Genomic DNA, 22290 nt, shown 5'->3' with positions numbered 1-22290 from the left:
AGACGCGATTTACCTATACTCCCAGAAGACGCTTAAACTGGAAGGAACCACAATCAGGTACGGCGTGCGAGATCGCCTCCCCCGGGGCGTCCGCACCCGTCAACCATTGGTACATCCGCGCCCGCTCCCCCCGATCGGGCGATTTTCGCGTCAGTCGAAATCCGGCAGGTCGTCCGGGGCTTCGTACTCCGCGTCCCAGTGCACGTAGTCCGCCTTCAGCCTGTCCGACACCGTGCGTCCGAGTTCCGTGAGCGACGCGTTGATGGCGGAGACAGTGCTCCACGAGTCGAGGGCGGGGTGGAGGTCGCGTTCCTTCCAGTCCTCGGGGAGGCCGGGCGCGTGGTAGCCGACGCGGTCGGCGAAGTCGTCCCAGAAGAAGTCGAAGTTCGCGAGGAGGTCGAGGTCGAGAACGATTTCGTAGTCCTCCTCGGTGAGGTCGGTGTCGTCCGCCCACTCGACGAACGCCTCCTCCCACGCGCCCTCCCGGAGGAAGGCTTCGAGGTCGTCGCGGTGGTAGTCGTTCCCGCCCACGTCGAGGTCCTCGTAGTCCTCCACGCTCGCCTCCGTGTCGAGTTCCGGCGGGTCGGGCACCTCGCCTGTCGAGATGTCGAGGCTCATTCGTCCTCGCCCTCCAGCGCCGCGTCCCGGTACGCCTCGCCCTCCTCGCTCTCGACCGTGAGGTCGGGGACGGTGGTCGGACGGCCGTCGTCGTTCACCGCCACGTACACGAAGAAGGATTCGGTGGTCTGCTCGCGCTCGCCCGTCCGCGGGTTCTCCCGGAACGTCCGCAGGCGGACGCGCATGCTCGTCGACCCCGCCGCGTACACGTACGCCTCGATGAGCGCCGTGTCCCCCACGGGAATCGGGCGGTCGAAGTTCACCTGGTTCATGCGCGCCGTGACGACCTCCTCGCCCGCGAAGCGCATCGCGCTCATCGCGCCGATCTCGTCCATCCACTTCATCACGTTCCCGCCGTGCGCGGTGCCGTGCGTGTTCGCGTGGTTCGGCTGCACCATCTCCCGGTTCTCCACGTACGTTTCCATCACCGAAGGCATACCTCGACGTACTGGCGTCGGCGGGAAGAACGTGCCGACCCCCGACCGACACCTGTAAGGCCCGCCGGCCGACTACTCCACGCTAATGAGCGACGAGTCCCGCGAGGGGTCGGTTCACCTCGTCGGCACCGCGCACGTCTCCTCGGAGTCCGTCGAAACCGTCGAGCGCGAAATCGAGGAGCGCGACCCGGACGTGGTCGCCGTCGAACTCGACGAGGGCCGGTACCGACAGATGAAGGGCGACGCGCCCGACGACATCGACCCCAAAGACCTCCTCCGCGGGAGCATGGCGTTCCAGTTCCTCGCGTACTGGCTCCTCTCCTACGTCCAGCAACGCATGGGCGAGCGCTTCGACGTGAGCCCGGGCGCGGACATGCTCGCCGCCGTGGACACCGCGGAAGCGCTCGGCATCGACGTCGCCCTGGTAGACCGGAACATCCAGGTGACGATTCAGCGGTTCTGGACGCGCATGGGGTTCGTGGAGAAACTCCGGATGGTCGGCGGGCTCGCGTTCGGCCTCGCCGACCCGTGGACGCTCGGGCTGGCGCTCGGGTTCACCGGCGGCGGCTTGCTCGGCCTCGTGGTCGAACTGCTCGCGGGGCCGTTCGTGCTCGCGGGCGGCGGCCTGCTCGGCGTGCTCACGATGCTCGTCGAAGTCGTCGCCATCGCCGCCGCCGTCGCGCTCGTCGTCGGCACCGTCCTCGGACTGCTGTTCGCGCGCACCGGCGGCGAGGAGGAGTACGAGGAACTCGACATGGAGGACCTCACCGACACGGACGTGGTGAGCGCGATGATGGAGGAGTTCCGGCGGTTCAGCCCCCGGGGCGCGGAAGCCCTCATCGACGAACGCGACGCCTACCTCGCGCACAACATCCTCGCGCTCCGCCAGCAGGGCAAGGACGTGCTCGCCGTCATCGGCGCGGGCCACGTCGAGGGCGTCAAGGGCTACCTCGACAACCCCGAGACCCTGCCGCCGATGGAGAGCCTGCAGGGCCGCGAGGAGAAGCGGTTCTCGCTCGCGAAACTGTTCGGCTTCCTGCTCACCGTCGGCTTCCTCGTGTTCTTCCTCCTCCTGCTGATGAGCGGTATCAGCAACCAAGACCTCCTCCGCGTGTTCCTCGCGTGGGTCGTGTTCAACGGCGCGTTCGCGTTCACGCTCGCGCTCGTCGGCGGCGCACGCATCCGGAGCGCGACCGTCGGCGGCCTCGTCGCGTGGCTCACCAGCCTCAACCCCCTGCTCGCGCCCGGGTGGTTCGCGGGTTACGTCGAACTCCGGTACACGCCCGTCTCCATCGGCGACATCAGCACGCTCAACGAAATCATGGCCGACGAGGACGCCCCCATCGGCGACCTCCTCGCGCGGATGCGGGAGGTGCCGCTGTTCAAACTCATCGCCGTCGTCGCGCTCACCAACGTCGGGAGCATGATAGCGAGCTTCCTCTTCCCGTTCGTCGTCCTCCCCTACCTCGGCGGCCCCTTCGACTCCCTCGGCGAACTCACCGCCGCGATGAGAGCGGGTATCGCGAACAGCATCGACCTCATCGTCTCCCTCCTATGAACTACAGCCGACGCGAACTCAGAGACCTCGCCGTCGCCTGGCTCGCGCTCGGGCTCGCGTTCGGCCTCCTGCTCTCCCCCATCAGCGCCACCCGCCTCGACGTAGTGGTTTCGACGGAGTTCCTGCTCCTGTTCGTCGTCAGTCTCGTGACGGCGGGCGTCGGCTTCCTCGGCCACGAACTCGCGCACAAGGCCGTCGCCGTCCACTTCGGCCAGCACGCCGAGTTCCGCGCGGACTACGGGATGCTGTTGCTCGCCATCGCGGGCGGCCTCGCCGGCTTCCTGTTCGCCGCGCCCGGCGCGGTTCACCACGCTGGCCGCATCACCAGCCGTCAGCGCGGCCTCGTCGCGCTCGCCGGCCCCGTCGCGAACCTCGCGATGGCCGCCGTCTTCTTCGCGCTCACCCCGCTCTCCGCCGTCGCCGAGTACGGCGTCCTCATCAACGTCCTACTCGCGGGCTTCAACATGCTCCCGTTCGGCCCGCTCGACGGCAACACCGTCAGAAAGTGGAACCTCGGCGTCTACGTCGCAGTCGCCGCGCCCTCCATCCTGCTCGCGCTCCGCCTGCTCGGATTCGTCTAAACATCTCGGCGCGCTCGTGCATACACCGGTGGGTTTTTCGCCACGTCATACCCACCGTCGTGTATGACTGACGAGGAGGAACTCACGTACGCCGACGCCGGAGTCGACATCGACGCGAGCGAGGCCGCGACCGCCGCGCTCGTCTCCCAGGTCGGCGGGAACGACACCACCGAGTACGCCGGCCTCATCGACATCGGCGACCAGTACCTCGCGCTCGCCACTGACGGCGTCGGCACCAAACTCCTCGTCGCCGAGGCGCTCGGCGACTACAGCACGGTCGGCATCGACTGCATCGCGATGAACGTCAACGACCTCGTCGCCGCCGGCGTCACCCCCGTCGCGTTCGTGGACTACCTCGCGGTGGACGAACCCAGCGAGACGTTCTCCGAACAGATAGGCGCGGGACTCGCCCGGGGCGCGGAGGACGCCGGCGTCGCGCTCGTCGGCGGCGAGACCGCCGTGATGCCGGAAGTCGTGTCCGGTCTCGACCTCGCCGGAACGGCCGCCGGCCTCGCCACCGAGGACGAGGTGTTCCCCGGGGAGGCCGAGGCGGGCGACGTGCTCGTCGGCTTCGAGTCCTCCGGCATCCACTCGAACGGCCTCACGCTCGCCCGCGAGGCCGCGACCCGCGACGGCGACTACACCGACCCCTACCCCTACGATGGCTACGACACGGTCGGGGAGGCGCTCCTCGAACCGACCCGGCTCTACACGTACCTCCTCGACGACCTGCACGAACACGACGTGCACGCCGCCGCGCACGTCACCGGCGGCGGGTGGACGAACCTCTCCCGGATGGGCGACTACCGGTACTCGATTCTCGACCCCTTCGACGCCCAGGACGTCTTCGCGTTCGTGCAGGAGCGCGGGTCGGTCTCCGACGCGGAGATGCATCGCACGTTCAACATGGGCACGGGGTTCGTCGTCGCGCTCCCGCCCGAGGAGGCGGAGTCGCTGGCGGACGCGACGGACGGCCGCGTCATCGGCTCCGTCGAAGAGGGTGAGGGCGTTGCGGTGCGCGGCCTCACACTCGACTGAGCGCCGCCCGAACCCGCTCGCGGTACACCCAGCAGACGAGACCGGCGAGACCGAGCGCGGCGGCGATGACGATGGCGCTCGCGTAGTCGCCCGCGGCGGCGTTCGACCCGGCGAGCGCCGCGAAGAAGAACCCGGGAATCCGGCCGAGCGCCGCGGCGACGGTCATCTTCTTCAGGTCGAGGTCGGTGAGTCCGGCGACGAAACACAGCACGTCGTCCGGGAGCCCGGGAATCAGGAAGACGAGAAAGAGCGCGAGCAGGCCGTTCTCGGCGGTGACGGTCTCGAACCACTCGAAGGCGTCGTCGGCGACGATGCGCTCGACGTACGGCCGGCCGTACCGCCGGGAGAGCCAGAACGCGGCGTAACTCCCGATGCTCGCGCCGAGCACGCTGTACGCGGTACCCCAGAGCGGCCCGAAGAGGTAGCCGGAGACGAACGACAGCACCTGGCCGGGAACGGGCGCGGCGACGACCTGCATCGCCTGCAGGAGGACGAACGCGACCGGGGTCGCGCGGCCGAACGAGTCGAGGAACGCGCGGAGCTCCGCGGGCGTCGAGAACACGTCGAGGCGCGCGAACACCGCCGCGAGCACGAGGAGGGCCGCGAGAAGCCCGACGAGCGCGACGAGCGCGCTCCGCCGCGCCTCGTGCGAGCGGAACAGCCGGAGCGACCGCATTTTCAGGAGATGCGGGCCGCCACGTCGGCCTGCGTGATGATGCCGACCGAGGATCCCTCCTCGGTGACGATGACGGCCGTGTAGTGGTCGAGGAGGCTCGACACCTCTTCGAGGGTCGCGTCCGGCGAGACGGTCGGGAAGCTCTCGCTCATCACGTCGCGCACGGGCTGGTCGCCGACGTTCTCGCCCGCGTGCACGATGTCGCTCTCGCTGATGCTCCCCACGGGCACGCCGTTCGTGATGACGGGAAGCTGGCTGTACCCCGCGTCCTGCATCTTCTCGACGGCGCGCTTCACGGGGTCGTCGGGGCCGACGTGCACGACCTCGTCGTGCATCAGTGTGCGCGCCCGAACCACGTCGCCTTCCGCCTCGTTGAGGGCGTCCACGATGCGGCGGAGGGTCGAGAGGCGGGGGTCGACGTCGCCGCCCTCGATGCGGGCGATGAGGGGCTGGGAGACGCCCGCGCGGTCGGCGAGTTCGCTCTGCGTGAGTTCGAGCGCGGTCCGACGCTCCCGCAAGTCCTGGGGGGTCGGGAGGTGCATACTCGTCATTACCCGAGGTTATCAATAAAGGTTTGGCTGTCCGCGCGACGACGCGCCCGACCGCAGACGTACGCGGGCTTACGCGTCCTCGTCGGCGTCCTCGGCCTCCTCGACGACCTCAATGACTTCGAGGGGAACGTCGCGGAGCGCGCCGCCGACCTCGGACTTCGCGATGCGCGACGCGTGCTCCTCGGAGTCCGCGTTGAACACGGTGAGCTCCAGCACGAGCCCGACGAGCGCGGTGCCCGCCGCGAGGAACGCCGCGTCCAGCGGCTCCCCGCACGCGGGACAGCTCGTCAGCCCGGCTTCGACCTCGACGTAATCGAGGTCCTGTTGGTTCAGGCGCTTGCCTGCCTCGCTCACCGCGACACCGATGGCGTCGTCCGAGTTATCGACGTCACGAACCAGCCACGCTGCCTCCATCGCCACGACGTAGTTGCTCATACGTAGAGATTTCGCGCCGGGTAGTCGTGTCTTGTGGTTCGCCCCGCGGTGCGGACGTTACGCCGAGTATTCGCATAACTTAGCGCTCACCACCGCCGAAGCCAGCCCCCGCCTACCGCGTCCTGTCGCGCGAACCCAAGTCGAGTTGCACTCACCACTACCCGAGTGTAATCGCACGACTGCGCCGCCCTTCACGCCACCCGGCAGGAGTAACATCTATATAGGGGGCGGCGTTCAGGACGGCTATCGAGATGACAGCGCTCACGCGCATCACGACCGCCGCCGCGTACCAGACGACGCTCGCCCTCGGCATCGCGCTCCTCCCGCTCGCGGTGCTCACCAGCAAACTCGGCGTCACCCTCCCCATTCACCGGCTGGTCGCCCGCACCGAACACGCCTACGAGAACGCGCGCTAACAGACCGCCGCAAGGACTGGTTTTATAAGTCGGCCGCGTCTACGAACTGGTAATGTATAACCCGAGCAGAGGCTCCGACTTCGCGCGGAACACCGCGAAATTCGAGGACGCCACGCAGAACCCCTACGAACCCCAGGTCGGGGAACTCCCCCAGAACGACATGACCGAAAAAGAGGTCAACCAGATCGAATCCGAGACCACCATCGTCGGCATCGCCGCCGACGACGGCGTCATCATGGCGTCCGACCAGCGCGCGAGCCTCGGCGGCCGCGTCATCTACAACAAGGACGTCCAGAAAGTCGAAGAAATCCAGGAGAACGCCGCGCTCGCCATCTCCGGCAGCGTCGGCGGCGCACAGTCCTTCATCCGAAGCCTCCGCGCCGAAGCGAACCTCTACGAGGCCCGCCGCGGCGAGAAGATGAGCATCAACGCCCTCGCCACCATCTCCGCGAACATGCTCCGCGGCGGCCCCTTCTTCGTCGTCGTCCCCATCCTCGGCGGCGTCGACGAAGACGGCTCCCACGTCTACAGCCTCGACCCCGGCGGAAGCAGCATGCAGGACGACTACACCGCACAGGGCTCCGGCATGCCGTACGCCCTCGGCAGCCTCGAAAACAACTACGAGGACGGCCTCACCATGGACGAAGCCGAAACCGTCGCCGCCAAAGCCGTCAAGGCCGCCAGCGAACGCGACGCCGCCTCCGGCAACGGCATCCACATCACCCGCATCACCGAGAACAACGTCGACATCGTCGGCCACGAAGACTTCGACGACCTATTATAAATAGGTTGAGCGGATAATTCATCCTCACAGGGATGGATTTTCTGAAACGTAACCTAATCGGTCTTTATGCGGTTAGCGTAGGAATAGTGGGGGCCGGAGGTGCGTTAGCGCTTCATGCGTCTCTCCCTCTGTACATCGGGCCAGTCCTAACGCTCGTCATCGGTCTGTATTATCTACTGAGTTCGCAACCCTCCGAGAACGATATACGCCATCGATTATTTCCTGTTCCATCTAATCGTATTCGTGAGAGGGGGTCATCGTATATTTCGGCACGTCTTGCTCGCAAAACACCCGTTCCAGAATCGGATTTAGAGGAGGTCCTCCCGATGGCTGCCTTCGCGCTGTTCACACCACTACTCTTCCTAGTTATTGCTATCTACAGTAATGCCGGGGATCAGATACGCGGTTCAACAGCCGTCACTATCATTCAGGGATTCGGTAGTCTTCTTTTGGCAGTGGGTGAATTAAGCGGAGTCCAAGATCGCCTTTCTGAACTATACGAGTACGAAGAGACGCGGGACAAAATCGCTGAGCTTGAGCTAATCTCTTGGAGAATAATCGGGGCTCTTCTGATTGCTATTGGGTTCTTTCTCTCCCTCTTCGGTTCTACTACCCATTCATTTTCCCTTCCCCTCCCTACCTGGGCTAGTTTCCTTATCTCGGTCTTTCTTCTGATTGGATTTCCGCTGGTGGCCGGTGTGGGGCGCCTTATTTGGGTTCTAATGGGGTCAGTATACATCTACTCGGCTCTCTTTGGGATGGCAACTATCGTTGTTCTATTTAGTCCGACACTCGCGATTATCTACTTGATAGCTGCTTTGAGCGCTGGGCTCGTAATTTTACTTCTCTAAGCCGTCGCCGCGGCCGACCCAGTCGGCGAAGCTGCCTTCGAGGATGGTCTCGCGCTGGTTCTCGATGTACTCGCACTGCATCGCGTAGACGGCGTTCTGGAAGGTGTCGCCGTCGTCGAGCTGGTCGCGGACGCGGTCGCGCTTCCAGTCGGCGGGAGTGACGCCGTGGCGGGCGCGCTGGCGGAGCGGCCAGAGGTACTTCGCGGCGGCTTCCTCGCCGAGGCCGCAGTCGAGCAGGCCGCGTTCTGCGTGCTCGAACAAGTCTTCGTAAATCGCCTGCGAGTCCGTGGTCTCGTCGCCGTCCGCGGTGACGTACGTGAAGTCGGCGTCCAGGCCGTCCTCGACGGCGGCGTAGAAGTTGTCGCGGGCGTCCGCCCAGTCGAGCGCGTAGAGGTCGTGGTCGCGGCGCACCATCGACTGCAGGAGGCCCGCCAGCATCGCCTGGAACGCGACGGTGTCCCGCACGGTGGGCTGGCCGGGGAGCGGCCGGAACTCGATGCGGGCGTTCGCGGACTCCCGACTGCTCCCGCCGAGCACGGGCCGCATCCACCGCCAGTACGTGCCGTGTTTCATCCGGAAGTGCGCGAACTCGTCGTCGAACCGCCCGCCTTGCTCGACGGGCATCGGAACGATGGTGTTGTCCTCGACGATGCGGTCGACCGCCTCCTCGATGCTCTCGATATCCCGGGGGAACCGCACTTTCTCCTGTTCGCCGGGAACGTTGAGCACGGATTCGAACACGCCGACGCGGTGTTCGTCGTGGCTGTCCGCGAGAATCTCTGCCGGGGTCGCGTCGTCGTCGTAGAGGTCGGGCGGGTAGAACGGCGAGTTCACGCCGAGCGCGACGAGCGGGCCGGCGAACCGGAGCGCGTACCGGAAGTACGTCGGGAGGTCGACCGCCTGCGGAACCTGGTAGTGCGGCTGAATCGACGTGATGAGCGCCTCCGGCATCACCGTGTTCGCTTCGAGCGAGACGTGGGGTGCGTCGAGCGTCATCCCCGCCGGCTGGTCGGTGTTCGCCATCGCGTGGTACCGCGTCGAGGCGCTCATGTTCGTCGCGAGGTCGATGCCCGCGTCCGAGACGCTGTCCGTCAGGTACTCCTCCGCGGTCTCGCCCTCTGGCGGTATCGTCCACATGCCGTCGCTGACGAGGTGGAGTCCTTCGGCGTCCATCGGCTCGTAGGCGGCCTTCAGGCGCGCCTGCACCTCGGACTCCTGCGCGTCGAGGCCGTACTCGTTGAGGGGCTGGGGGCTGGTCGTCATCTCCGCGTTGTGCAGGCCGAGTTCCTTCTCGAACCCCACGAACTCGAGGAGGCGACGGGGGAGTCGGGCGAGCGACCCCTCGTCGCTCACCGCGTAGAACTCGTACTCCAGGCCGACGATGGCCTGGGGGTTGTCGAACGTCCCGGCCGCGAGTTCCTCCTTGATGACGTCGGCGTCCTCCCGGACGCGCGACTGGAACGCCTCGGCGTCCACGTCGAGGACGTCGTCGACCGCGGCTGCGAGGTCCGAGCGAGTCATGCGCGAGGGTTCGTGAGCGAGCGTATAAAAGGCGGTGGGCCTTCGGTCGGTTTAAGCACGGACGCCGTGAACGACCGCGTAATGGAGTTCGCGGAGTTCGCCGAGCGCGCGTCCGCCATCGAGGCCGAACCCGCAGACCTCGACGTCGTCTCCCTCGTCGCCGACCTGTTCGCGGCGGCGGGCGACGACCTCGCGGTGGTCGCGCGGTTCGTGCAGGGACGCGTGTTCCCGGCGTACAGCGAGACGAAACTCGACATCGGCCCGAACTACTGCTACGAGGCCATCGCGCGCGCCGCCGGCCCGAACACGGACAGAGAGGACGTGGAGGCCGCGCTCGCCGACGCGGGCGACATCGGCGCGGTCGCGGCGTCCTACGACCTCGGCGGCCAGCAGGGACTCGGCGCGTTCACGAGCGGCGGCGGCCGCGACGCCCTGACCGTCCGCGAGGTGTACGACGAACTCGCGGCGCTCGCGGCGGCCGAGGGCGCGGGCAGTCAGGACGAGAAGATAACCGTCCTCTTCGGCCTCTTCAATCGGTGTTCGAGCGAGGAGGCGCGCTACCTCGCCCGCCTCGTGCTCTCCGAGATGCGCATCGGCGTCGGCGAAGGCACCGTTCGCGACGGCATCGCCGAGGCGTTCGACGTGCCCGTCGAGTCGGTGGAGCGCGCGCTCCAGGTGTCGAACGACTACGGCCTCGTCGCCGAGACCGCGCGCGACGACGGCGAGGCGGGGTTGGACGACATCCACCTCGAAGTCGGGCGGCCCGTGCAGGCGATGCTCGCGCAGGCCGGCACCATCACGGACGCCGTCGCGGAGTGGGGGACGGTCGCGGTGGAGACGAAGTTCGACGGCGCGCGCGTCCAACTCCACTACGACGACGAGGTGTCGCTCTACTCGCGGAACATGGAGGACGTCACGGGCGCGCTTCCCGAGGTCGTAGAGTTCGCTGAAGACGAACTCGACGCCCCCGCGATTCTCGACGGCGAGGTCATCGCCACCGACGAGGACGGCGACCCCCTCCCGTTCCAGGAGATCCTGCGGCGGTTCCGCCGGAAGCACGACGTCGACCGGATGCGCGAGGAGGTCGAAGTGGAACTGCGGGCGTTCGACTGCCTCCACCACGACGGCGACGACCTGCTCGACCGGCCGCTCACCGAGCGCCACGATCGACTCGCGGACGCGCTCTCCGCGGGCGTCTCCGACCTCGCGCTCACCGACGACCCCGACGAAATCGGCGACATCGAAGCGCGCGCGCTCGAAACCGGCCACGAGGGCATCATGCTCAAGAACCCCGACTCCGCGTACTCGCCCGGAAAGCGCGGGAAGAACTGGCTGAAGCGCAAGCCCGACGTGGAGACCCTCGACCTCGTCGTCACCGGCGCGGAGTGGGGCGAAGGCCGCAGAGCCTCCTTCCTCGGAACCTTCCTCCTCTCCGCGTGGAACAGCGAGACCGAAGCGTACGAGACGCTCGGAAAGGTCGCGACCGGCATCACGGACGCGGAACTCGCAGACCTCACCGACCGCCTGGAACCCCACATCCGGAGTCAGGACGGCCAGGACGTCGACCTCGAACCCGCGGTCGTCTTCGAGGTCGGGTACGAGGAGATACAGGAGTCCCCCACGTACTCCGCGGGCTACGCCCTCCGTTTCCCCCGCTTCCTCGGCGTGCGCGACGACAAAGACCCCGCGGACGCGGACACCATCGAGCGCGTCCGCCGGCTCGCCGACACCCAGTAGCCGGGAGAGTTACCCCGTCCGCCCCCGAACCCCGGGTATGAACAGGAGTGTAGACCGGTGGTGACGCTCGGATCACTGCTCTCACAGTACAGCGAGTGGTTCGAGAGCGCCGCCCTCTTCTGCGGGACGCTGCTCGCCGTCTCCCTGCTCGGCCACCTGGTCGTCAGGCCGATGGTGAGTCGCGTCGTCGCCGCGCGCAACCGGAACAACCCGACGCTCGTGAACGCGCTCGAACAGTACACGACCGTGTTGTTCGTCGTCGCCGCGATACCGTTGGCCACCGCCGCCGCCGGGTTCGGCGGCCTCGTCGCCGGCTCCACGATGATCGTCGCCGCCGGCACGCTCGCGGTCGGCGTCGCCGGCCAGGACGTCATCGGGAACCTCGTGAGCGGCCTCTTCCTCGTCGCCGACCCCGACTTCAACGTCGGCGACTACATCGAGTGGAACGACGAGGCGGGCACGGTCGAACGCATCGACCTCCGCGTCACCCGCGTCCGCACGCCCGCCGACGAAGTCCTCACCGTCCCGAACACCCAGCTCTCCACGAACGCCATCCGCAACCCCTTCTCCAGGGGGAAGTACCGGCTCACCGAGCGCGTGCTCGTCGGGTACGACACCGACCTCGACGCCGCCACCGAGGTCATCCTCGACGCCGCAAGCGACGACGACCGCCTCGCGAGCGAGCCCGCACCCGCCGTGCACGTCACGTCGCTCGGGGAGAACGCGATAGAGCTCTCGGCGCGCGTCTGGGTGGACGACCCGCGCTCCGCGAACGTCGCGAACGTGGACAGCGCGTTCGCCAGGCGCGTGAAACGCCGACTGCAGGCCGCGGACGTGTCGCTCGCGCCCGCGAGCCAGCAGGCGGTCAGCGGCACGCTCGACGTGTCGATGGAGGGCGAGCGATGACTCGCGGCGTCGTCGTCGACCTCGACGGTACCGTTCTCTCCGGCGACTCGCTGTTGGACGGCGCGGCGGACGCGCTCGCCGCCGTCCGCGACGCGGGCCGCGGCGTGCTCTTCCTCACGAACAACCCCACGCGGCCGCCCGCCGAGTACGCCCAGCGGCTCACAGGCCTCGGCGTGGACGCCCGCCCCGAGGAGGTGCTCACCGCGACGAGCGCGACCATCGACTACCTCCGCGAGCACCACGCCGACGAGTCCGTGTTCGCCATCGCCGAGGCGTCCGTAACTGACCAGCTCCGCGACGCCGGCGTGTCACTCGTCGCTGACGCCCGGCGCGCCGACACGGTCGTCGTCGGCTACGACCGCGAGTTCGCGTACGACGACATGGTCGCGGCGCTCCGCGCGTTCGACGCGGGCGCGGACGCGCTCGTCGGCACCGACCCCGACATCACCGTGCCGACGCCCGACGGCCCGGTTCCCGGCTCCGGCGCGATTATCGACGCGGTCGCGAACGTCGTGGAGCGCGACCCCGACGCCGTCCTCGGCAAACCCTCGGACGTGACCGCCCGCCTCGCGCTCGACCGCCTCGACCTCCCGGCCGCCGAGTGCGTGCTCGTCGGCGACCGCCTCGACACCGACATCGCGATGGGGAACCGCGTAGGGATGACGACGGTGCTCGTCCGCACCGGCGTCACCGACGACGAGACGCTCGCCGCGAGCCCCGTGCAGCCCGACTACGTCCGGGACTCGCTCGCGGACGCCCGCGACCTCCTCTAACTTTTTCCGCGCGCCGCCCGACGCTCGGGTATGGTTCGCTACCGCGACATCGCCCTCTCCTGGCTCGGCTACGCGACGATACGCGTCCGCGGCGACCGAACGGTCTACCTCGACCCCGGCCGGTACGGCGTCCTCGACGGCTACGACGCCCGGGACGGCGACGTGGTCTGCGTCACGCACGACCACCACTACGACCCGGACGGCATTCGGCGCGTCGCCAAGCCGGGCGCGACAATCGTCGTCTACGAGGGCGTGAACGCCGAGAACATCGGCCGGGACGTGACGCCGGTCGCCGACCTCGACTACGACGTGGTGCGCGTCGGCGAGTCCGAGACCGTCACGGTGGACGGCGTGCGCGTGCAGTCGCTTCCCGCGTACAACCGGCCCGACGGCCCCCGCGACAACCACCCGCCCGGGTTCGGCGTCGGCTACCTCGTCACCCTCGGCGACTCGCGCGTGCTCTGGACGGGCGACTCGGACGCGCTTTCCCACCACGACGACATCGACGCGGACGTGCTCTGCCCGCCAATCGGCGGGTCGTTCACGATGAACCGCGAGGAAGCCGCCGCGCTCGCGGAACGAATGGAACCCGACCTCGTCGTGCCCGTGCACTACGACACGTTCGACGCGCTCGAAACCGACGCCGACGCGTTCGTCACCGACGTGGCGCGACGCGAAATCGGGGTCGCGCTCTCTCCGACCCAGCAGTAATCAGATGACGCCCATCGCGTCGAGGCGCTCGGGGAGGTAGGTGTCGGTGACGAAGTCCAGGCCGCGGGAGGCGAGCGCCTGCTGTTCGGCCTTCTTGGCGATGTCGAGCTGGAGTTCTATCTGCTCGGTCCAGTACTCGGTCTGGAACCGGGGGTCTTCGAGTTCGCTTTCGAGGGCGTTCACGTCGGAGTCGCTGAGCGGGTCGGTCGGGAGGTCGTACTCCACGATGTCCTCGGGGCGGATGCCGACGAACTGCGCGTCCGGCGTCGCGAGGTACTCGGAGAGGTGCGCGGACTTGATGGAACCATATGCGACAGACCCGAAGATGCGGTAACTCCAGGGGTCGCCGTCAGTGAACACCACGACCGGGAGGTCGAGTTCGTCCCGGAGACGCTTCGTGAGCCGGCGGGTCGCCCGGGCGGGCTGGCCGCCGAGGTGGACGACGAGCGCGTCGTACTCGTCGTCGAACCCGTTCTCGACGAGCCGGTCGCGCATCCCACCGGTCTCCACGCAGAGCACGAACTCGGCGTCGTTGTCGAGGAACTCGATGGTGTCCGGGTCGTTCGGAATCTGGTAGCCGCCCTGCCCCACGTCCTCCTGGCAGTGGATGTCGCGGTCGCCCCGCCGGGTCTGCTCGCGGAGGAGGAGCGGCCCCATCACCTTCGCGCCGGACTCCTCCGGCCGCATGTGGAAGTCCTCGCGCTTGACGCCGGAGACGATTTCGAGGTCTTCGACGAGCTTGTTCGACTCGGACTGCGTGTTGAACTGGGCTTCCTCCTCGTCCCAGGACTCGCTGAGGTAGTAGAGTTCACGCAGGGTGGACGAGCGGTTCTCCTCTAACTGCTGGGCGAGAAACTCCATCGTGTACACCGCCTTCAGGAGTTTCCGCGCGCCCCGCACGCTGTTCGCGCTCCGCGTGCTCGTGCGGTCGCCGTACACCCAGACGCCGGCGTCCTCGTCGAACACGATGTTCGACTTCGAGCGCGTCGGCACGTCCATGTGGGGGATGTCGCCGTCCGCGAACTGGTCGTAGAACTCCGCCGCCATGTCGATGAGGCGCTCTCGCGCCTTCGCGTCAGTGATGTCGCTCATTGGTTCACCGTGAGTTTCTCCGCCTCCACGCCGTCCACGCTCAGTTCACACTCGGCTCCGTCGGGAACGCTCGCCGTCAACGTCGCGTCCTCGCCGCCCGACACCGTCGGCTCCCACGTCACGAAGTACTCGCCGTCCATCTCCACGACGCTCCCCGCCGAGAGGTCGGTGGGTTCCGCGTCCACGATGGCGGTCACGTCGAGGTCGGCGTTCGCGTCCGCGTGGTTCTCCACGGTCACGGTCAGCGCGCCGTCCTCGACTTCGGACTCGACGAGGACGTTGTTCATGATGCGCGCGAGCGAGTCCTCGATGACGAGGTCGTCGCGCTCGGTCATCTCGCTCACCTTCCGCGCCATCTTCGGGAGAATGTCCGCGATGACGTTCTGCTTCTCCCGGCGCTTCTGCATCGAGCGCTTCTTGTTCAGGTAGGATTTGAGGTCGCGGGCGGCCTCCCGAACCGCGAGTTCGATTTCGTCCTCGATTGCGGGGACGGACGCAAGCGCGTCCTTCGACTCGCTCGTGAAGGGCACGTTCGTGGACGCGACGTGCACCAGAATCACGCACGGCCCGCTCGGCAGGCCGCTCCCGCCCGGCTGGTCGAGACCGTAGTTCCGCCACCCGATCTGTTTGAGCGTCTGGGTCGTCGCGCACGCGCCGCGCTGGTAGACGAGCGGCACGCGGTTCGCGAACCGCATCAGTTGGACGGTGCCGTCGGCGGGGATGTCGCCGCCGTACGCGATACCGGCCTCGACGACGAACGGGTCGCCGCCGTGCACGTCCGCGTCCCGGGTCGCCGCCGCGTAGAAGTCGGCGTCGAACTCCTTGCGCAGGCCGGCCTCGATGAGGTCGGGCGTGATGGGTGCGAGACAGTTCGTCGGCGGCGCGATGACGTCCACCGTGGTCATCGCGTCGAGCAGGTCGCGGGCGGCGTCCCGGTCGGACGCGACCTCGCGCGCGAGCGGCACGTCGTCCTCGACGCGCCGCATCGCCTCCCAGAGCCGGTCGGTGATGTTCTCCCGCGAAGTCTCGCCGACGGTCGCATCGTCCACATCCTCGGTGGTTTCGGCGGCGCGCACGACGAACTGCCGGAGGTCGTCGCGAACGAGTCGGTCGCGCGGGGTGTCGTCGCCGAACTTCTCGCCGATGCGTCGCGCGAGGCCCGCCACCGTGGCGTCGTCCTTCTGAACGCTCGTCGCGTCGTCCACGAACCCGTACAGGTCGTCGTCGCGGTTCGCCGTCACCACCGCCCAGACGGCGTCCACGACGTTCTCGCGAACCGTCTCGCCGAACGTCGTCCCCGTCGTCTCGCTCGCGTCGTCCGCGGCCGCCGCGACCGCGTTCTCGATGTCGGTGAAGGAGACGCGGTCGAACTCCGCGAGTTCGTCGCTGAGCGCGTCCGCGAACGCGTCCGTGTCCGCGCCCGACTTGTTCGAAACGGCGTCCGTGACGGCGTCCCGCAAACCGCTCGCTCCGGCGGCTTCGCCGCCTCCGTCACGCGACGACTCCGTCGTCGCGACGCTCCAACTCATCTCGCGGCCGTAGTGTCGGTCGCGGAAGGCGTCGAGAATCGAGTCCGCGGTCTTCGCGCCGACGCGCGTGAACTCCTCCTGGAGGAACCCGCGGAGGCTGTGGGAGTCGGTCGCGTTCAGCATCTTGATGACCGTCCCGAGTTCCACGCCGTGCGGGTGCGGGCGGATTTCCTCGGTTTCGGCGGGGAGTTCCGCGCCCTCCGCGCGCTCGAACTTGAAGTGGTCGTTCGGCTCGCGGAGTTCGAGGCGGGCGTGCGGGTTCACGACCGCCGTGTGCTTCACGTAATCGTGGAGCTGGCTGCGCGCACGCATGTTCGCCTCCATCTCCAGTTCGATGCGCGTCCCCTGCGAGCGCTCCCACGTCGTCTCCGCCTCGTCCTGAATCACGGGCTCGTTCGAGTCCGTGTCGATGGTGAGTTCGAAGTACTTCGCCGTCTCGCTCCCTTTCGTCCGACTCGTGATTTTCGCGGGCGTTCCGGACGTGAGCTGGCTGTACAGCACGGCCGCCGAAATCCCGATACCCTGCTGGCCGCGGCTCTGCTCTCGCGCGTGGAACCGACTCCCGTACAGGAGCTTCCCGAACACCTTCGGCACTTGCTCCTTCGTGATACCGGGGCCGTTGTCCTCCACGATGAGCCGATAGTAGTCCCCGGATTCCTGGATTTCGACGTAGATGTCGGGGAGGATGCCGGCCTCCTCGGTCGCGTCGAGCGCGTTGTCCACGGCCTCCTTCACGGCCGTGACCAGCCCGCGAGCGCCCGAGTCGAACCCGAGCATGTGTTTGTTCTTCTCGAAGAACTCGGCGATGGAGATCTCCCGCTGGCTCTCCGCCAGCTCCTCCGCGATGCCCTCCTCCTCGCCGAGCGTAGACTGGAAGGACGTCATTCAGTGCCCGACCCTATCCCCTTCGCGGATAAAACACTCCCGGTAGCACGGTGAAAGTGAAAACGTGACTGTCCCGCTCAGAGCCGGAAGAATCGGAACGCCACGTCAACAACGAGAACGACGGGGAGGAGGTAGATGACGATGGCGGCGACGATACTGGCCGCGGTGGGGAACACCCCGCTCCCGCTCGTGGTGTCGAGGAAGACGAACGCGGCGAACCAGAGCGTGAGCGCGGCGTAGAGTTCGGTGCGAGTCAGTCGGCTCGCGTCGGTGGAGGACTCGGACATCACGGCACCGTACACGGTCGGCTGTGTTGACAGTTGGGGGGACTCGCGCGCGTGCGTGTGCGAGCCTTCTTAAGTGAGGAAGTACTAGACCGGGGCAAGTTCACATGAGCGACCAAAACGAGTACAGCGCCGGGCAGATCCAGGTCTTAGAGGGCTTGGAAGCGGTTCGGAAGCGGCCGGCGATGTACATCGGTTCTACCGACTCCCGCGGCCTCCATCATCTCGTCTACGAGGTCGTCGACAACGCCATCGACGAAGCGCTCGCGGGGTACTGTGACTCCATCGAAGTAACGCTCCACGAGGACGGGTCGGTGAGCGTCCACGACGACGGACGCGGCATCCCCATCGACACCCACGAGGAGTACGACCGCCCCGCGGTCGAGGTCATCCTCACCGTCCTCCACGCGGGCGGGAAGTTCGACAGCAAGTCCTACCAGGTCTCCGGTGGGTTGCACGGCGTCGGCGTCTCCGTCGTGAACGCCCTTTCGGAGCGCCTCGCCGTCGTCGTCGAGCGCGACGGCGCGCGCTGGCGGGAGAAGTTCGAGCGTGGCGAACCCGTCACCGACCTCGAACAGCTCGACGAGGTTCCCGACGACCAGACGGGCACGCTGATTCGGTTCCGGCCGGACGCGGACATCTTCGAGACGACGGAGTTCGACTTCTCCACGCTCGAATCCCGGCTCCGCGAACTCGCCTTCCTCAACAGCGGCGTCGAAATCACGCTCACGGACGAGCGCACCGACGAGGAACGCGAGGTGTCCTTCGAGTACGAGGGCGGCATCCGCGAGTTCGTCCGCTACCTCAACGAGACCCGTGACGCCCTCCACGACGACGTCATCTACCTCGAAAGCGAGGCGGAGGGGATTCAGGTCGAAATCGCGATGCAGGCGACCGACGACCTCCAGTCCTCGACGCACGCGTTCGCGAACAACATCAACACCCGCGAGGGCGGCACCCACCTCACGGGCTTCAAGACCGCGCTCACTCGCGTGGTGAACGACTACGCGAGCAGCGAGGGCTTGCTCTCCGAACTGGACGGCGAGAACCTCAAGGGCGAGGACATCCGCGAGGGGCTCACGGCGGTCATCTCCGTGAAGCACCCCGACCCCCAGTTCGAGGGACAGACGAAGACGAAACTCGGGAACTCCGAGGTTCGCGGCATCGTGGAGTCCGCGGTTCACGAGGGCGTGAGCACGTACTTCGAGGAGAACCCGGACACGGCTCGCGCGGTCATCCAGAAGGCAGTCGAGGCGGCGAAGGCGCGGAAGGCCGCGAAGAAGGCCGAGGAACTCACGCGCCGGAAGAGCGCGCTCGAATCGAGCGCGCTCCCCGGGAAGCTCGCGGACTGCCAGACGAAAGACCCGAACGACGCCGAGCTGTTCATCGTCGAGGGGGACTCCGCCGGCGGGAGCGCGAAGCAGGCGCGGAACCCCGAGTTCCAGGCCGTTCTCCCAATCCGCGGGAAGATTCTGAACGTCGAGAAACACCGCCTCGACCGCATCCTCGAAAACGAGGAGGTGCGCGCGCTCATCACCGCCGCGGGTACCGGCATCGGCGAGGAGTTCGACATCGACGACCTCCGGTACGACAAGATAATCCTCGCGACGGACGCCGATGTGGACGGCGCGCACATCCGCACGCTCCTCCTCACGTTCTTCTACCGCCACATGCGGCCGCTCCTGGAGGGCGGACACGTGTACGCGATTCAGCCGCCGCTCTACCGCGTCCGGTACCGCGGCGAGACGTACGACGCGATGACGGAGGAAGAACGCGAACGCATCATCGAGGAGAAGTGCGACGGGAACCCGACGCAGGTCCAGCGGTTCAAGGGCCTCGGGGAGATGAACCCCCAGCAGCTCTGGGACACCTCGATGAATCCCGAGAATCGGATTCTGAAGCAGTTCACGGTCGAGGACGCCGCGCAGGCGGACAAGATGTTCTCCGTGCTGATGGGTGACGCCGTCGAACCCCGCAAGCGGTTCATCCAGGAGCACGCGACCGACGCGGAGTGGGTGGACATATGAGCTCGGACGCACCTGACGCCCCGGACGAGGTCGCAGAGCGCGTGAAGAACGTGCGGGTCGAAGACGAGATGGAGCAGTCCTACATCGACTACGCGATGAGCGTCATCGCGGGTCGTGCGCTCCCCGACGCCCGCGACGGCCTGAAGCCCGTGCACCGCCGCATCCTGTACGCGATGCACGAGGCGGGCGTCACGAGCAACGCCGGCCACCGCAAGAGTTCGAGCGTCGTCGGCGAGACGATGGGTGACTACCATCCCCACGGCGACTCCGCCATCTACGACACGCTCGTGCGGATGGCGCAGGACTTCTCGATGCGGTACCCGCTCGTCGATGGGCAGGGGAACTTCGGGAGCATCGACGGCGACCCCGCCGCGGCGATGCGGTACACGGAGTCGCGGATGGCTCCCATCGCGGAGGAACTGCTCGCCGACCTGGAGAAGGACACGGTGGACTTTGAGTCGAACTACGACGACCGCACCACCGAACCCACGGTTCTCCCCGCGGCGTTCCCGAACCTCCTCGTGAACGGGAGTTCCGGTATCGCGGTCGGGATGAGCACCAACATCCCGCCGCACAACCTCGGCGAGGTGGTCGATGCGACCATCGCGCTCATCGAGGACGACTCGCTCTCGAACCTCGACCTGATGGAGCACGTGAAGGGCCCGGACTTCCCGACGGGCGCGAACATCGTCGGGCGGAACGCCATCAAGGAGGCGTACACGACGGGTCGCGGCCGCATTCGCGTGCGCGCCGAGTACGAAATCGAGGAGGGCGAGCGCGGGGATAGCATCGTCATCACGGAGATTCCGTTCCAGCAGAACAAGAGCCGGCTCGTCGAACGCATCGCGGACGACGTGAACGACGGCACGCTGGAGGGCGTGCGCGACCTCCGGGACGAATCCGACCGGAACGGCGTGCGCGTCGTCATCGAGCTGAAGTCGAACGCGAACACGGACATCGTGGAGAACCGCCTCCTCGAATCCCACCTCGAACGCACGTTCGGCGTCATCAACCTCGCGCTCGTGGACGGCGAGCCGAAGGTGCTCACGCTGAAGGAGATGCTGGCGGAGTACCTCAGTCACCGCCGGGAGGTCGTGCGCCGCCGGAGCGAACACGACCTCGCGGAGGCCGAAGACCGCGCGCACATCCTCGAAGGTCGCCTGAAGGCGCTCGACAACGCGGAGGACGTGGTCGAGACCATCCGGAACGCCGAAGACCGGGATGCCGCCCGCGAGGCCCTCGAAGCCCAGTTCGAGTTCTCCGAGGAGCAGTCCGCACACATCGTTCGGATGCAACTCGGGAGCCTCACGTCGATGGAGGCCGCGGAAATCGAGGAGGAGTACGAGGACGTGCAGGCCGAAATCGAACGCCTCGAAACGATTCTCGGCTCCCAGGCGGAACTCGATTCGGTCATCGTCGAGGAGCTCCGCGAGCTGAAGGAGGAGTACGCGGACGACCGCCGAACCTCCATCATCGAGGACGCGGGCACGGTGACGGACGAAGACCTCATCCCGCGCGAGGACGTGGTGGTGGTTCTCTCGGAGGAGGACTACATCAAGCGCGTCCCCACGGAGACGTTCAGCAGCCAGCACCGCGGCGGGAAGGGCGTCATCGGTTCCGACCTGAAGGAGGGCGACCGGGTGTCGACGGTGTTCACCGCGAACACCCACGACTACCTCCTGTGCTTCACGAACCAGGGCCAGGTCTACCAGCTCAAGACGTACGAGATACCCGAGATGTCTCGGACGGCCCGCGGGAAGTCCGCGGTGAACCTCCTCGACCTGGACGACGGCGAGGAACTCACCGCCGTCGTCAACACGGACGACTTCGGCGAGGACGAGTTCCTCACGATGGTCACGCGGAACGGCAAAGTGAAGCGCACCCCCGCCGGCGAGTACGAGGACGTGCTCTCCACGGGCATCATCGGCATCCGCCTCGAACATGGCGACGAGCTCGTGGACGTGGAGGTCACGGACGGCGAGAACGACCTCGTCGTCGCGAGCGCGCACGGCATGGCCATCCGGTTCGACGAGTCCGAAGCGCGCTCGACCGGCCGCGCGACGAAGGGCGTGAACGGCATCAAACTCCGAGAGGGCGACACCGTCGCCGGGTTGGTCGCGACCCACGAGGGCGACGACCGCGCGCTGTTCACAGTCACCGAGAACGGCTACGGGAAACGCACGCCGCTCACGGAGTACCGGCCGCAGTCCCGGTACGGCTACGGCCTCACCGACATCAAGACCGAGGAGCGCAACGGGAACGTCGTCACCGTCAAAGCCGTCACCGACGACGACCACCTCATCGCCATGAGCCAGAGCGGCCAAATCCTCCGCACCGTCGCGGGCGAAGTCTCCACCGTCGGCCGGAACACGAAGGGCGTGAAAATCATGGATCTCGACGACGGCGACCACGTCGCCTCCGTCGATGTCTACACACCCAGCGACGAGGACGAGTAACCCCTCGGCTTTTCTCGGAGACCCGCGGTTTTCCGACGATTCGTGTAACTCGCTGCGTGCGACCCGAACAATAATCGTCTAGCCGACAAATAGGATGGTATGAGTGACACGCACGTCGATGTTTCGTGGCTCCTGACCGCGAGCATCCGAATCGCGGCCATTGTCCTAACGGGATTCCTGCTCGCCCACCTATTTGCTGTCAGTGTCGACGCACTTGGGGTCGAACTCCTCTACGGTGTCGAGGACACGCTCGTCACAGTACTCGAATACACCACCCTGCTCACCGCGCTACTGTACACGATTTCCACGGGAGTACCCACCCTCCCACGAGCGGTATCGACGACTGACACGCAAACCCACCAATGACCGTTTCGACGAAGCCATCTGGATCGATTGCTACGATGCGGCGGCGGTGCGGTCGCGG

Annotated in this window: 22 protein-coding genes; 13 read left to right on the top strand and 9 right to left on the bottom strand. The window is 67.0% G+C overall.

Annotated features, from left to right (window positions below):
* Positions 1–150: 150 nt before the first annotated feature.
* Both LI334_RS07995 and LI334_RS07990 read right to left on the bottom strand, forming a co-directional pair.
* On the bottom strand, positions 151–618 hold the full coding sequence (locus tag LI334_RS07995; protein WP_227259937.1) for a hypothetical protein: 468 nt from the start codon (positions 616–618) through the stop codon (positions 151–153).
* Positions 615–1055 carry an acyl-CoA thioesterase gene (locus LI334_RS07990; protein WP_227259936.1) on the bottom strand — a complete coding sequence of 147 codons (441 nt, stop codon included), beginning with the start codon at positions 1053–1055 and terminating at the stop codon, positions 615–617. The genes LI334_RS07995 and LI334_RS07990 overlap by 4 nt, the downstream gene beginning before the upstream one ends.
* Before the next feature lie 85 nt (positions 1056–1140).
* Here LI334_RS07990 and LI334_RS07985 point away from each other — a divergent pair, with 85 nt between their 5' ends.
* The 3 genes from LI334_RS07985 to purM all read left to right on the top strand — a co-directional run bounded on the left by LI334_RS07985 (position 1141) and on the right by purM (position 4232).
* Positions 1141–2613, top strand: a complete 1473-nt coding sequence (locus LI334_RS07985) for a TraB/GumN family protein (protein ID WP_227259934.1) — start codon at positions 1141–1143, stop codon at positions 2611–2613.
* The gene (locus tag LI334_RS07980) at positions 2610–3194 is read left to right on the top strand and encodes a zinc metalloprotease (protein ID WP_227259931.1); all 585 of its coding nucleotides are present in this window, start codon (positions 2610–2612) and stop codon (positions 3192–3194) included. The genes LI334_RS07985 and LI334_RS07980 overlap by 4 nt, the downstream gene beginning before the upstream one ends.
* Before the next feature lie 63 nt (positions 3195–3257).
* Positions 3258–4232 carry a phosphoribosylformylglycinamidine cyclo-ligase gene (gene purM / locus LI334_RS07975; RefSeq protein WP_227259930.1) on the top strand — a complete coding sequence of 325 codons (975 nt, stop codon included), beginning with the start codon at positions 3258–3260 and terminating at the stop codon, positions 4230–4232.
* Here the strand turns inward: purM and LI334_RS07970 are convergent.
* The 3 genes from LI334_RS07970 to LI334_RS07960 all read right to left on the bottom strand — a co-directional run bounded on the left by LI334_RS07970 (position 4219) and on the right by LI334_RS07960 (position 5894).
* Positions 4219–4908 (bottom strand): TVP38/TMEM64 family protein, encoded by a 690-nt coding sequence (locus tag LI334_RS07970; RefSeq protein ID WP_227259928.1) that lies wholly within the window; start codon positions 4906–4908, stop codon positions 4219–4221. The two genes, purM and LI334_RS07970, sit on opposite strands and share 14 nt — an antisense overlap.
* A 2-nt stretch (positions 4909–4910) precedes the next feature.
* Positions 4911–5450, bottom strand: a complete 540-nt coding sequence (locus LI334_RS07965) for a CBS domain-containing protein (protein WP_227259926.1) — start codon at positions 5448–5450, stop codon at positions 4911–4913.
* A gap of 78 nt (positions 5451–5528) precedes the next feature.
* Complete coding sequence (locus LI334_RS07960; protein WP_227259925.1) at positions 5529–5894, bottom strand: DUF555 domain-containing protein; 366 nt, start codon at positions 5892–5894, stop codon at positions 5529–5531.
* 251 nt (positions 5895–6145) lie between these two features.
* Here LI334_RS07960 and LI334_RS07955 point away from each other — a divergent pair, with 251 nt between their 5' ends.
* The 3 genes from LI334_RS07955 to LI334_RS07945 all read left to right on the top strand — a co-directional run bounded on the left by LI334_RS07955 (position 6146) and on the right by LI334_RS07945 (position 7945).
* Positions 6146–6310: a hypothetical protein gene (locus LI334_RS07955; RefSeq protein WP_227259923.1), complete on the top strand. Its 165-nt coding sequence runs from the start codon at positions 6146–6148 to the stop codon at positions 6308–6310.
* A gap of 52 nt (positions 6311–6362) precedes the next feature.
* Positions 6363–7094, top strand: coding sequence for an archaeal proteasome endopeptidase complex subunit beta (gene psmB, locus LI334_RS07950; RefSeq protein WP_227259921.1), 732 nt, complete (start codon positions 6363–6365; stop codon positions 7092–7094).
* A 326-nt stretch (positions 7095–7420) separates the two neighbouring features.
* Positions 7421–7945, top strand: a complete 525-nt coding sequence (locus tag LI334_RS07945) for a hypothetical protein (protein WP_227259919.1) — start codon at positions 7421–7423, stop codon at positions 7943–7945.
* On the opposite strand, the gene LI334_RS07940 is transcribed toward LI334_RS07945, so the two are convergent.
* On the bottom strand, positions 7934–9466 hold the full coding sequence (locus LI334_RS07940; RefSeq protein ID WP_227259917.1) for a hypothetical protein: 1533 nt from the start codon (positions 9464–9466) through the stop codon (positions 7934–7936). The genes LI334_RS07945 and LI334_RS07940 overlap by 12 nt on opposite strands.
* An 81-nt stretch (positions 9467–9547) precedes the next feature.
* Between LI334_RS07940 and ligA the strand changes: the two genes are divergently transcribed.
* From ligA to LI334_RS07920, 4 genes are read left to right on the top strand one after another with little or no spacing between them, the layout of a single operon-like run.
* Positions 9548–11203, top strand: coding sequence for an ATP-dependent DNA ligase LigA (gene ligA / locus LI334_RS07935; RefSeq protein ID WP_227259915.1), 1656 nt, complete (start codon positions 9548–9550; stop codon positions 11201–11203).
* A 60-nt stretch (positions 11204–11263) separates the two neighbouring features.
* Positions 11264–12109, top strand: coding sequence for a mechanosensitive ion channel family protein (locus LI334_RS07930; RefSeq protein WP_227259913.1), 846 nt, complete (start codon positions 11264–11266; stop codon positions 12107–12109).
* Positions 12106–12882, top strand: a complete 777-nt coding sequence (locus tag LI334_RS07925; RefSeq protein WP_227259911.1) for an HAD-IIA family hydrolase — start codon at positions 12106–12108, stop codon at positions 12880–12882. Before LI334_RS07930 ends, LI334_RS07925 begins: the two co-directional genes overlap by 4 nt.
* Before the next feature lie 30 nt (positions 12883–12912).
* The gene (locus tag LI334_RS07920; RefSeq protein ID WP_227259909.1) at positions 12913–13593 is read left to right on the top strand and encodes an MBL fold metallo-hydrolase; all 681 of its coding nucleotides are present in this window, start codon (positions 12913–12915) and stop codon (positions 13591–13593) included.
* Here the strand turns inward: LI334_RS07920 and LI334_RS07915 are convergent, their stop codons facing one another.
* The 3 genes from LI334_RS07915 to LI334_RS07905 form a co-directional block, all read right to left on the bottom strand.
* The gene (locus LI334_RS07915) at positions 13594–14685 is read right to left on the bottom strand and encodes a DNA topoisomerase IV subunit A (protein WP_227259907.1); all 1092 of its coding nucleotides are present in this window, start codon (positions 14683–14685) and stop codon (positions 13594–13596) included.
* Positions 14682–17099 carry a DNA topoisomerase VI subunit B gene (locus LI334_RS07910; protein ID WP_227259905.1) on the bottom strand — a complete coding sequence of 806 codons (2418 nt, stop codon included), beginning with the start codon at positions 17097–17099 and terminating at the stop codon, positions 14682–14684. Before LI334_RS07910 ends, LI334_RS07915 begins: the two co-directional genes overlap by 4 nt.
* Positions 17100–17176: 77 nt before the next feature.
* On the bottom strand, positions 17177–17386 hold the full coding sequence (locus LI334_RS07905) for a hypothetical protein (protein WP_227259903.1): 210 nt from the start codon (positions 17384–17386) through the stop codon (positions 17177–17179).
* A 104-nt stretch (positions 17387–17490) separates the two neighbouring features.
* On the opposite strand from LI334_RS07905, the gene gyrB reads away from it, so the two are divergent.
* The 3 genes from gyrB to LI334_RS07890 all read left to right on the top strand — a co-directional run bounded on the left by gyrB (position 17491) and on the right by LI334_RS07890 (position 22232).
* Positions 17491–19410 (top strand): DNA topoisomerase (ATP-hydrolyzing) subunit B, encoded by a 1920-nt coding sequence (gene gyrB, locus LI334_RS07900; RefSeq protein ID WP_227259901.1) that lies wholly within the window; start codon positions 17491–17493, stop codon positions 19408–19410.
* Positions 19407–21866: a DNA gyrase subunit A gene (gene gyrA, locus LI334_RS07895; protein ID WP_227259898.1), complete on the top strand. Its 2460-nt coding sequence runs from the start codon at positions 19407–19409 to the stop codon at positions 21864–21866. Before gyrB ends, gyrA begins: the two co-directional genes overlap by 4 nt.
* Positions 21867–21965: 99 nt before the next feature.
* Positions 21966–22232, top strand: coding sequence for a hypothetical protein (locus LI334_RS07890; protein ID WP_227259896.1), 267 nt, complete (start codon positions 21966–21968; stop codon positions 22230–22232).
* Positions 22233–22290: the final 58 nt, after the last annotated feature.

Origin of the sequence: Salarchaeum japonicum, from assembly GCF_020614395.1 — an archaeon.
GTDB lineage: Archaea > Halobacteriota > Halobacteria > Halobacteriales > Halobacteriaceae > Salarchaeum > Salarchaeum japonicum.
The sequence above is the reverse complement of the archived record's forward strand: the minus strand, read 5'-3'. Positions and strand labels throughout refer to the sequence as shown.